Below are 10,304 nucleotides of genomic sequence, written 5' to 3' on the forward strand. Positions count from 1 at the left end.
CTCGATGAGTGCGGCCAGCGGGTAACCGATCCACGGCACCACCATCGACCAGCCCTCGACACAGCGCAGCCGGTAAATGCGCTCCTCCATCGGCGCGAGTTTGAGCAGGTCGTCGATGTCCAGCGTCAACGGCTTGGCCACCAGGCCATCGATTTGCACTGTCCATGGCCGCAGGGGCATGCGGTGCGCGAGCCGAGCTGGCTCGTCCTTGTCGACGCCGAACTCGTAAAAATTGTTGTACTGGGTGACCTGCTCGTAGGGCGTCCATGCGTCGGCGGTGCGGGCGCCAGGCAGCGTGCTGGGCACGGCTGCCAACGGCGGGCGCTTGCCTGGCCGAACGACCGCCGAGGTCGATGACGACCATCCCTTTGGCGCCCATGCGGCGGCAGTGACCAGGCCCAGGCGGCGCAGCCAGTCGCGCCGGTTTTCATAGACCGTACGTGGCGTGATCTCGCTGGGCCGCACGGCAGACATGGCTGGGAATCCCCGTCAGAGCGAGCCGTAGCTGTGCAGGCCGCTCAAGAACATGTTGACACCGAGGAAAGCAAAAGTGGTGATGGCCAGCCCCACCAGCGCCCACCAGGCAGCGACCGTTCCACGCAGGCCCTTCATCAAGCGCATGTGCAGCCATGCGGCGTAGTTCAGCCACACGATCAGCGCCCAGGTTTCTTTCGGGTCCCAGCTCCAGTAGCCACCCCACGCCTCCGCCGCCCACAGCGCACCCAGCACGGTGGCGATGGTGAAGAACGCAAATCCGACCGCGATCGCTTTGTACATCACGTCGTCCAGCACCTGCAGGCTGGGCAAGCGCTCGGCAATGCGCCGCCGCGCGGCCAGAATGCCGCCCACGATCAGCGCCGAGACGCCGAAGTACACGAACCAGTAACTGCCTCCCTTGTCTGCCGCCCCTTGACGGAACACCAGCGGCTCGAAGCACAGCACGATCCCCAGCACCCACAGCGGCAGCAGCTTCCACCAGCGGGTCTCGCCGGCGCTCTGCTTGATCAGGTAGGCGAAGGCCAGCATGGCGGCGATGGCGAAGGTGCCGTAGCCGATGAAGTTGGTCGGGACGTGCAGCTTCATCCACCAGCTCTGCAGGGCCGGGACCAGGGGCTGGATCTGGTGCGCCTCGCGCACCACCGTGTACCACAGCAGGAAGCCGACCGCGGCACTGACAATCAGCATGGCGAACGCGCCCATGCTGCGGGTCTGGTAACGGTCTTCGTAGTACAGGTAGTAGGCGGCCGTCAGCCAGGCGAACAGCACGAACACCTCGTACAGGTTGCTCACCGGAATGTGGCCGATGCCCGGCCCGATCTGGTGGCTCTCGTACCAGCGCACCATGGTACCCACCAGCGCCAGCGTCACCGCCGCCCACGCCAGGCGCGAGCCCAGCATCTGCGCGGTCTGCCCACCGCGCGGTGCCAGCAGCCCGATCCAGTAAAACACCGTGCTCATGAAAAAGAGCACGCTCATCCACAGGATGGCCGACTGGCTGGACAAAAAGTACTTGAGCAAAAACACTTGATCGGCACGTGCCAAGTCGGCACGCCCATCGACCTGATACAAGCCGATGGCCAGCAGCGACAGCGCCGCCACCACCACCGTGAGCGCCTGCACCGGGCGCCAGAACCACGCCAGTGCGATCAGGCTGGGCGCCGTGCCAGCCAGGATCGCGCGTTCATAGACGTCCATGCGCGCGCCATAGACGGCAAACGCAACGGCCGTGCCCGCCAGCACCAGCAGGGCGTACAGCCAGTCCCAGCGCGTGCGCGCCACCAGCCAACCACGCCAGCCCGTGGCGCCGGTGCGCTGTTTGTCCAGTTGCAAATCGATCGTCTGCGATGCCGATGTCATGTCGTCCCCTCCTGGGTGGGCGGATGCAGCAAGCCCTTGAGGCCGTCGAATTCACGATCGTTGTCGAGCAGCTTGCGGTTGCTCGACAGCGCCATCGTCGCCTGACTACCCGCGCTGCCAGTGGGCGCCAACCACACCCACAAGCGCCGCTCGCGCACGTACAGCATGGCAAAAACGCCGATGATGAGCAACAGGCAACCGATATAAACAATGGTCTTGCCAGGGGCACGCGCGACCTGAAACACGCTGGCCTGTACGTGCTCGTAGTCGGTCAGCTCGAACGTCAGCGGCGCCGGATAGAAAAACGCATCCGACAGGGCCAGCACCGCTTGCGTCATGAACGCGGCCGTGGCGTCGTTGCGCTCGGCGGGCGGCAGGCCGGCGCGCTCGCGGCTGAGCTGGTGCAGCTCGAACAGCGTGCCATTGAGGATGCGCAGCAACACCTCGCCCGCGCGCTCGCGCTCGGCCTCGGGGACGTTGGCCTCCAGAAAAGCCGACAGCGCTTGCAAGCCGCCCAAGCGCGGGGCGCCGTTGTGCGGCAGGCGCTCGAGCTCGGGGTCGTCGCCGGCAAACAAATTCAAGGTCCTGTGCGCCGACGCGGTCAGCGCCTCGACCACGCTGGCGGGCTGGCCTGCGGCCGCCATCGCCACATAACGCCGCACCGCCATCGTTCGCAACGCGTCGTCCGCTAACGCGGCGCGCAGGCGAATGAAGCCGTCGAGACTGTCCTTCTCGTCCACCGGTACGCGCAGGTAACGAAACGGCTCGGACGGGGATTCCCGCACGCCCAGCAAGTAAACGCGCTGGCCGTCCAAGTCGATCGGCAACTGGTAATTATGAAATTCGCGCGCTTGCCCAGCCTCGTCGCGCAGCCGGTACGTGATGCTGGGACCGACGTTGCGCAGCACCCGTTCGGTCGCGGTCTTGTTGCCCGCCCCCAGGCGCGACTCGATCGCTTGGCGCAAATCGACCTTGCGCACATCGGCGCCGGCGCCGGCGTTGCCACTGAAGTTTTCCACGTTGATGACGCGCAGCCCGGTGAACTCCAGCCGCAGCCGCTGCTCGCCATTGGTCAACGTGGTGGCTTCGCCGATGCGCCCTTGCACTTCGAACGGCTTGACGTTGGCGCCCATCGGCAGCGCCCGCAGCTTGACCAGCGAGCCGCCGTCGTCGAAGCTGGACTGATAGATCTGGATCCCCCGATACTCGACCGGGTGGTTGACTTCCACCCGTGCTGGGCGCGCCTCACCGGTGTAGCGGTCGTGGATGACGATATCGCTGGCAAACAGCCGCGGCATGCCCGTGTCGTAGTACTCGACGATGAATTTTTTGAGCTCGACGTCGAACGGCAACTCCTGCAGGATCATCCCCTGGGGTTGCGCGAGCACCGCGACGCCAGCGCGCGTGCCTTCAGTGACGAGCAGGTTGCCCCGAAAGGTCGGGTTGGTGTCGCGCAGTCGGTGTTTGTCCGGAATCTCGGCGATCATGCCGCCGCCCTGCAGGGGCTCCTTGCCGCCAAACCACATCTGCGCGCGCACCATGAGGTCGCCATCGAGCAGCCCACCAATGCAGATGATGACAATGGCCGAATGCGCGGCCAGATAGCCGAGCTTGTTGGCGGCCCCTGCCTTGGCCGCCACCATCCAGCCGGTGCCGTGGGGCGTTTCGCGCGATTGCAGCCGCACCTTCCAGCCGCGCGCCAGCAGCGCCTGCCCGATGCGATGGGCCGCACGCTCGGGCGCCTCGGGCAGGGTCGCCTGCGCCTTGTGGTGAAACGCCTGCAGGCTCTGCTCGCGCACGTGCTCTTTGAACTGGCGCAAGTCGGCCAGAATCTTGGGCGTGTTGCGCGCGATGCACAGCGAGGTGCTGACCACCAAGAACGCCAGAATCAGCAAAAACCACCACGCGCTATAGACCGAATACAGATCCAGCGCGTCAAACACCTGCGACCAAAACGGCCCGAACTGGTTGACGTAGTTGTTGATCGGCTCGTGCTGCTTGAGCACCGTGCCCACCACCGACGCGATGCAGATCACCGTCAGCAGCGCGATGGCAAAGCGCATGGACGACAGCAGCTCCACCACCGTGGCGAAACGGCGCGAGGGCAGCTTGAGCTCGATACCGGCGGTGGAGGCGCTCATGCGGGCAGACGACACGAAAAAGGCAGGCCGACGGTGGGCCTGCCTGGATTGAGAGTGGAGCGTCGGGAGAAGGTTCCGAGGGCAGACAAACGACCCATGCAGATATTACCCGACACTGATATTCCCCTGACCGCCTGCGGGCGTATGGGTGGGCACGTGGTGGGCGCGCCGGGCCACCCACCCCGGCACTCAGCGCAACCCAGCCGTGTACTCGGCCAGGGCCTGGATTTCGCGGTCCGTCAGGTAACGCGCAATCTCATGCATGGTCTTGTTGTTGGCCCGCTCGTTGCTGCGGAACAGCTTGAGCTGCGTCGCGGTGTACTCGGCATGCTGGCCGCTCAGGCGCGGGTACTCGGCCGGGATGCCAGAGCCCGCCGGCCCGTGGCAGCCCGCGCAGGCCGGAATGCGCCGGTCGGCGATGCCGCCGCGGTAGATGCGCTCACCCAAGCGCACCAGCTCCACATCGGTAGCAAAACCCGGCGTGCCCTTCTGGCTGGCCAGCCAGTGGGCGATGTCGGTCATGTCCTGGTCGGACAGGGCGCCCGCAAAACCCACCATCACGGCGTTGGCCCGCTTGCCCGACTTGTATTCCTTGAGCTGCTTGATCAGGTACTCGGGGTGCTGCTGTGCAAGCTTGGGGTTGGCGGCAGTGGTGGAGTTGCCATCCGCGGCATGGCAGGCCACACACACCTGACCGTAGAGCGCGGCACCGCGTTTGAGGTCGGGCTGCGCGGTCTGCGCTTGGGCGCTCCAGGGCAAGGTGGCGGCCAGGACGGCTCCGATGAGCGTGGCGATGGGTTTCATGGCTGGGTCGCTGAAGGATGGGACGGCACCGGGGCCGACCCCGACGCCCTGTACGGAACGCCCAATTCTACAATGGCGCCAAACACACCCCGTATGACGACCATCAACCCCTCGACAGCAGCACAGGCACTGGCCTGGCTGCACACGGCGCGCTTCCTCACCGAAGCGCCACAACTGCAAAACCTGCCCGCGCTGGACGTGCCCGAGATCGCGTTCGTCGGCCGCTCCAACGCGGGCAAGTCGACCTGCATCAACACGCTCGCGCAACAGCGCCAGCTCGCGTTTGCCTCCAAGATGCCCGGGCGCACCCAGAGCATCGTGCTGTTCGCGCTGGGCAAGCAAGGCGCCACCGATGCCGTGCTGGCCGACCTGCCGGGCTACGGCTACGCCGCCGTGCCACAGGCCGCCAAGCGACGCTGGCAGCAGGTCATGGCCAACTATCTGGTCAGCCGCCCCAACCTGCGCGCGGTGGTGATGCTGTGTGACGCGCGTCTGGGCCTGACCGAACTCGACCAAGCACTGCTCGACATCATCCGCCCGCGCGTGGAGCAGGGGTTGGATTTTCTCGTGTTGCTCACCAAAGCCGACAAGCTTTCGCGGCCCGAACAAACCAAGGCGCTGTCCATTGCGCGACTCCAAACCCACGGCGGGGATGCGATGCTCTTTTCCGCCCTCAAGCGCCAGGGTGTGGAGGCAGTGGCCCAACGGCTGTGGGATTGGACGCACGCGCCATCCTCTGCTTGACCCAGGGTGCGGCGGGGCCATGCGCCGGAGCCCCTCCCCATGATTGAAACCTTCGATCTACTGCTGCCCCACGGCATCACTCTGAGTGTGCGCGCCGCTGGCGACCCCAGTCGCCCGGTGTTGCTGTTCTTACACGGCTTTCCGCAAGCCGCGTTCGTGTGGGACGACGCGCTGCGCCACTTTGCCGACCCCGCACATGGCGGGTTTCGCTGCATCGCACCCAACCTGCGCGGCTACGAGCGCTCCAGCGCACCCAAGGACGTGCAAGCCTACCGCGCCAAGCACCTGGTGCAAGACATCACGGCGCTCATCGAACAGGTGACCGTCCATGGCCCCACACCCGGGCGCGTGGCCGGGCTCGTCGCCCACGACTGGGGTGGCGCCGTCGCCTGGAACCTGGCCGCGCTGCAGCCGCAGCGGCTGGATCGGCTCGTCATCCTCAACTCCCCACACCCGGGCACGTTCTGGCGCGAGCTGCGCACGTCGGCCGCGCAGCAGCAGGCCAGCGCCTACATGAACGTCCTGTGTCGCCCCGATGCCGCACAGTGGCTGGCGGCCAACGGTTATGCCAAGCTGTGGGCTTTTTTTCGGGGGATGTCCGACACGTCCCGGTGGCTCACGCCCGCGCTGCAAGCGCAGCACGAGGCGGTGTGGGCCCTCGGCCTGCAGGGCGGGCTCCACTATTACGCCGCGTCGCCGCTGCGCCCACCCAGTGCCGACGACCCCGGTGCCGCCGGGGTGGAGCTACCCAATGCGCTGCTGCGCGTATCCGTGCCCACGCTGGTCATCTGGGGCATGCGCGACCAGGCGCTGCTGCCCGGCCTGCTCGAGGGACTGGAGGCGTGGGTCCCGGACTTGCGTATCGAGCGGCTGCCCGACGCCACCCACTGGTTGCTGCACGAGCAACCCGAGCGGGTGCTCGCGTCGATCGAAGCGTTCGTCGCGTCAGCCCAGCGGGCGCGGTGATTTGTAGCGCGCATAACCCCACAAGTACTGGGCCGGGGCTCGCGCGATCAGGCGCTCCATCGCACGGTTGATCTGCGCAGCCGCCAGGGCGGCATCAGCGGCCAGGGGCTCGTCCATCACCTGCGACCACGGCTGCACGTGCACCACATAGCCACGCCCCCAGGGCAGCCGCTGCCCCCACGCCAGCAGCACCTGCACGCCGGGCTGCTGCGCCAGCCGCGCGGCCAGCGTCATGGTGTAGGCCGGGCGACCAAAAAACGGCGCCCACACCCCGAGCCCCTCGGGCGGCACTTGATCGGGCAGCAGGCCCACCGCCTCGCCCCGGCGCAAGGCGTGCATCAACTGGCGCACGCCGGCCAGCGAGGTGGGTGCCGCCGCCATGCCAGGGCGCTGTCGGGCTTGGCGCAGCACCGCATCCAGCCCGGCGTGGCGCGCGGGGCGGTACAGCACCGTGATCGGCGCGCCGGCCCGGCCAAAGCGCTCGGCATAAGCGCGCGGCGTGACCTCGAAACACCCCAGGTGCGGCGTCAAGAACAACACCCCACGCCCCTGCGCCAACGCCGCCTCGATGTGCGCCGCCCCCTCCCAACCCACGCGCACCGGCGGCCCAAACCACAGACGCGGCAGCTCCGCCACCTGTTGGCCCGCCGCCCCCACCGACGCCCAGCGCGGCCACCCGCGCAGCCCGGCCAGCCGGGTGTGCTCGCGCCAGCGCCGCCGGTAGGGGGGCGACAGCAGCCACACCACCCAGCCCCCTACCCAGCCCAGGGCGTGTAACAGCGGCAAGGGCCAGCGGGCCAGCAGCAACAACCAACGCATCATGACAGCGGGATTGGGCAAGGGAGAGACACATCCCTCGGCGACGCGGATACAATCCGGGCCTATCGCCGAGTTACGGAACTACTTGCGGGCGATTCACAAATGCCGCTAAAGCGTTCGCCATACCACCCGCTCACGGGGCGCCGGCGCAACGCCGGCAGCCAACCCACAAACGGAGTGTAAACACCATGGCGAACGACTTCCTCTTCACCAGCGAATCCGTCTCCGAAGGCCACCCGGACAAAGTGGCCGATCAGATCTCGGATGCCATCCTGGACGCCATCCTGGCACAAGACCCGCGCTCGCGCGTGGCGGCCGAGACCCTGTGCAACACCGGCCTGGTGGTGTTGGCGGGCGAAATCACCACCAACGCGCACGTAGACTACATCCAAGTGGCGCGCGACACCATCCAGCGCATCGGCTACGACAACACCGAGTACGGCATCGACTACAAGGGCTGCGCGGTGCTGGTGGCCTACGACAAGCAGAGCAACGACATCGCGCAGGGCGTGGATCACGCGAGTGACGACTACCTCAACACCGGCGCGGGCGACCAGGGGCTGATGTTCGGTTACGCGTGCGACGAAACGCCCGCGCTGATGCCCGCGCCCATCTACTACGCGCACCGCATCGTCGAGCGCCAGGCGCAACTGCGCAAGGACGGGCGCCTGCCCTTTCTGCGCCCGGATGCCAAGAGCCAGATCACGATGCGCTACGTGGACGGCCGCCCACACAGCATCGACACCGTGGTGCTCTCCAGCCAACACAGCCCGGAGATGAGCGACGGCAAGCACATGAAGCCCGCGTTCATCGAGGCGTGCATCGAAGAGATCATCAAGCCCGTGCTGCCCAAGGAGTGGCTCAAGGACACGCGCTACCTCATCAACCCCACGGGGCGCTTCGTCATCGGTGGCCCGCAGGGTGATTGCGGCCTGACCGGGCGCAAGATCATCGTCGACACCTACGGCGGCGCCTGCCCGCACGGCGGCGGCGCCTTCAGCGGCAAAGATCCGACCAAAGTCGACCGCTCCGCGGCCTACGCTGCGCGCTACGTGGCCAAAAACATCGTCGCCGCAGGGCTTGCGCGCCAGTGCCAAATCCAGGTCAGCTACGCCATCGGTGTGGCGCGCCCGATCAACGTGACCGTGTACACCGAAGGCACGGGCGTGATCCCGGATGAAAAGATCGCCGCCATCGTCAACGAGGTATTCGACCTGCGCCCCAAAGGCATCATCCAGATGCTGGACCTGCTGCGGCCGATCTACAGCAAAACGGCGGCGTATGGCCACTTCGGCCGCGATGAGCCCGAGTTCATCTGGGAGCACACCGACAAGGTGCAGGTGTTGCGGGATTTGGCGGGGGTCAAAGACTGATTGGACAAAAAGTATTCGCTCCGCCCCCTCGCGCTCTACAAGGGCCGGTTTCAATCGAATCGCCAACGAGGTGCTCGACTGTCTTTCTCTGACACTTGCGGCGCCCTCCCCCCCAGCGGCCACTCGATGGCCAGCGTCGGGTCGTCCCAGCGGATGCAGCGCTCGTGGGCGGGGCTGTAGTAGTCGGTGGTTTTGTAGAGGAAGTCGGCCTCGTCGCTGAGCGTCAGAAAGCCGTGCGCGAGGCCCGGCGGTATCCACAGTTGGCGGTGGTTGGATTCGCTGAGCTCGACGCCGACCCAGCGCCCGTAGGTGGGCGAGTCGGGGCGGATGTCGACCGCCACGTCGAAGGCGGCGCCGCGCACCACGCGCACGAGCTTGCCCTGCGCGTGCGGGAGAACTTGGTAGTGCAGGCCGCGCAGCACGCCGCGCGCGCTGCGGCTGTGGTTGTCCTGCACGAAGGTGACGCCCCGCAGGCCCGTCGCGGCCTCGAAGTCGCGCTGATTGAAGCTCTCGAAAAAAAAGCCGCGCGCATCGCCAAAGACCCGGGGTTCGAGGATGAGCACGTCGGCGATCGCGGTAGGGGTGACGGTGATGGGCATGTGGCTCACCCCAGCAGCGACAGCAGGTAGCGGCCGTAGCCGGTCTTGGCCAGCGGCGCGGCCAGGCGCTGCAGCTGTGCGTCGTCGATCCAACCGGCTCTCCAGGCGATTTCCTCGGGGCAGGCGACTTTGAGCCCCTGGCGGCGCTCGAGCGTGGCGATGAAGTGGCCGGCATCGAGCAGGCTGTCGTGGGTGCCGGTGTCGAGCCAGGCGTAGCCGCGCTTCATGATCTGGACGTTGAGCTGTCCGCGCTCCAGGTACGCTTGGTTGACGGAGGTGATTTCCAACTCGCCGCGGGCGCTGGGCCGCACGGCGCGGGCGATGTCGACCACCTGCTCGTCGTAAAAGTACAAGCCCGTGACGGCATAGTTCGACCGGGGACGCTGGGGCTTTTCTTCGATGCTGAGCGCCCGCCCCTGCGCGTCGAAGGCGACCACGCCGTAGCGTTCGGGGTCTTGCACGTGGTAGGCAAAGACGGTGGCGCCACTCGCCTGGGCGTTGGCGGCTTGCAACAGCACTTGCAAGTCGTGGCCGTAGAAGATGTTGTCACCCAGCACCAAGGCGCTGGGTTGACCCGAGACGAAGTCGGCACCGATGATGAAGGCTTGCGCCAGTCCGTCGGGGCTGGGCTGCACGGCATACTGCAGATTCATGCCCCATTGGCTGCCATCGCCCAGCAGTTGCGCGAAACGCGGCATGTCTTGCGGCGTGCTGATGACGAGCACGTCGCGGATGCCCGCCAGCATGAGCGTGCTCAAGGGGTAATACACCATGGGTTTGTCGTACACCGGCAGCAGCTGCTTGCTGACCGCGAGCGTGGCGGGATGCAAGCGGGTGCCCGAGCCGCCCGCGAGGATGATGCCTTTGCGCAAAGTGCTTCGAATATTCATACGATCACGAGATGATTCCCTGGTCAGCGCAAACAGACGACACCCAACGCCGCACGCCGGACTCCCACGGCGGCAGGTGCAGGCCGAACGTCTGGCGCAAGCGTGTGGTAT

Annotated in this window: 10 protein-coding genes; 3 read left to right on the forward strand and 7 right to left on the reverse strand. The window is 66.6% G+C overall.

Annotation, left to right across the window (positions count from 1 at the left end; genetic code table 11):
* The 4 genes from Q0716_RS03585 to Q0716_RS03600 all read right to left on the reverse strand — a co-directional run.
* Positions 1-474, reverse strand: a 474-nt coding sequence (locus Q0716_RS03585) for a molybdopterin-dependent oxidoreductase (RefSeq protein ID WP_299019742.1), incomplete at its 3' end; no start/stop codon positions are given.
* A 15-nt stretch (positions 475-489) separates the two neighbouring features.
* Positions 490-1,857 (reverse strand): c-type cytochrome biogenesis protein CcsB, encoded by a 1,368-nt coding sequence (gene ccsB / locus Q0716_RS03590; protein WP_299019744.1) that lies wholly within the window; start codon positions 1,855-1,857, stop codon positions 490-492.
* Positions 1,854-3,998: a cytochrome c biogenesis protein ResB gene (locus Q0716_RS03595; RefSeq protein ID WP_299019746.1), complete on the reverse strand. Its 2,145-nt coding sequence runs from the start codon at positions 3,996-3,998 to the stop codon at positions 1,854-1,856. The genes ccsB and Q0716_RS03595 overlap by 4 nt, the downstream gene beginning before the upstream one ends.
* A 189-nt stretch (positions 3,999-4,187) precedes the next feature.
* Positions 4,188-4,802, reverse strand: coding sequence for a c-type cytochrome (locus Q0716_RS03600; protein ID WP_299019748.1), 615 nt, complete (start codon positions 4,800-4,802; stop codon positions 4,188-4,190).
* Between the two features lie 93 nt (positions 4,803-4,895).
* Between Q0716_RS03600 and yihA the strand changes: the two genes are divergently transcribed.
* The gene (gene yihA, locus Q0716_RS03605) at positions 4,896-5,546 is read left to right on the forward strand and encodes a ribosome biogenesis GTP-binding protein YihA/YsxC (RefSeq protein WP_299019749.1); all 651 of its coding nucleotides are present in this window, start codon (positions 4,896-4,898) and stop codon (positions 5,544-5,546) included.
* 39 nt (positions 5,547-5,585) lie between these two features.
* Positions 5,586-6,512, forward strand: a complete 927-nt coding sequence (locus Q0716_RS03610; RefSeq protein ID WP_299019751.1) for an alpha/beta fold hydrolase — start codon at positions 5,586-5,588, stop codon at positions 6,510-6,512.
* Here the strand turns inward: Q0716_RS03610 and Q0716_RS03615 are convergent.
* The gene (locus tag Q0716_RS03615) at positions 6,492-7,334 is read right to left on the reverse strand and encodes a lysophospholipid acyltransferase family protein (protein WP_299019757.1); all 843 of its coding nucleotides are present in this window, start codon (positions 7,332-7,334) and stop codon (positions 6,492-6,494) included. The genes Q0716_RS03610 and Q0716_RS03615 overlap by 21 nt on opposite strands.
* 185 nt (positions 7,335-7,519) lie before the next feature.
* Here Q0716_RS03615 and metK point away from each other — a divergent pair, with 185 nt between their 5' ends.
* Positions 7,520-8,704 (forward strand): methionine adenosyltransferase, encoded by a 1,185-nt coding sequence (metK, locus tag Q0716_RS03620; RefSeq protein ID WP_299019759.1) that lies wholly within the window; start codon positions 7,520-7,522, stop codon positions 8,702-8,704.
* A 50-nt stretch (positions 8,705-8,754) separates the two neighbouring features.
* Here metK and rfbC read toward each other — a convergent pair whose 3' ends face one another.
* Together rfbC and rfbA are read right to left on the reverse strand one after the other, a co-directional pair.
* Complete coding sequence (rfbC, locus tag Q0716_RS03625) at positions 8,755-9,297, reverse strand: dTDP-4-dehydrorhamnose 3,5-epimerase (RefSeq protein WP_299019763.1); 543 nt, start codon at positions 9,295-9,297, stop codon at positions 8,755-8,757.
* A gap of 11 nt (positions 9,298-9,308) precedes the next feature.
* The gene (rfbA, locus tag Q0716_RS03630) at positions 9,309-10,193 is read right to left on the reverse strand and encodes a glucose-1-phosphate thymidylyltransferase RfbA (RefSeq protein ID WP_299019761.1); all 885 of its coding nucleotides are present in this window, start codon (positions 10,191-10,193) and stop codon (positions 9,309-9,311) included.
* Between the last annotated feature and the right edge of the window lie 111 nt (positions 10,194-10,304).

This window comes from uncultured Tepidimonas sp. (assembly GCF_938045175.1).
GTDB lineage: Bacteria > Pseudomonadota > Gammaproteobacteria > Burkholderiales > Burkholderiaceae_C > Tepidimonas.

Coding starts and splice junctions, on each gene's coding strand:
- Q0716_RS03600 (WP_299019748.1), bottom strand. CDS start 4,802: ATGAAACCCATCGCCACGCTCATCGGAGCCGTCCTGGCCGCCACCTTG.
- ccsB (WP_299019744.1), bottom strand. CDS start 1,857: ATGACATCGGCATCGCAGACGATCGATTTGCAACTGGACAAACAGCGC.
- yihA (WP_299019749.1), top strand. CDS start 4,896: ATGACGACCATCAACCCCTCGACAGCAGCACAGGCACTGGCCTGGCTG.
- metK (WP_299019759.1), top strand. CDS start 7,520: ATGGCGAACGACTTCCTCTTCACCAGCGAATCCGTCTCCGAAGGCCAC.
- Q0716_RS03615 (WP_299019757.1), bottom strand. CDS start 7,334: ATGATGCGTTGGTTGTTGCTGCTGGCCCGCTGGCCCTTGCCGCTGTTA.
- Q0716_RS03595 (WP_299019746.1), bottom strand. CDS start 3,998: ATGAGCGCCTCCACCGCCGGTATCGAGCTCAAGCTGCCCTCGCGCCGT.
- rfbA (WP_299019761.1), bottom strand. CDS start 10,193: ATGAATATTCGAAGCACTTTGCGCAAAGGCATCATCCTCGCGGGCGGC.
- Q0716_RS03610 (WP_299019751.1), top strand. CDS start 5,586: ATGATTGAAACCTTCGATCTACTGCTGCCCCACGGCATCACTCTGAGT.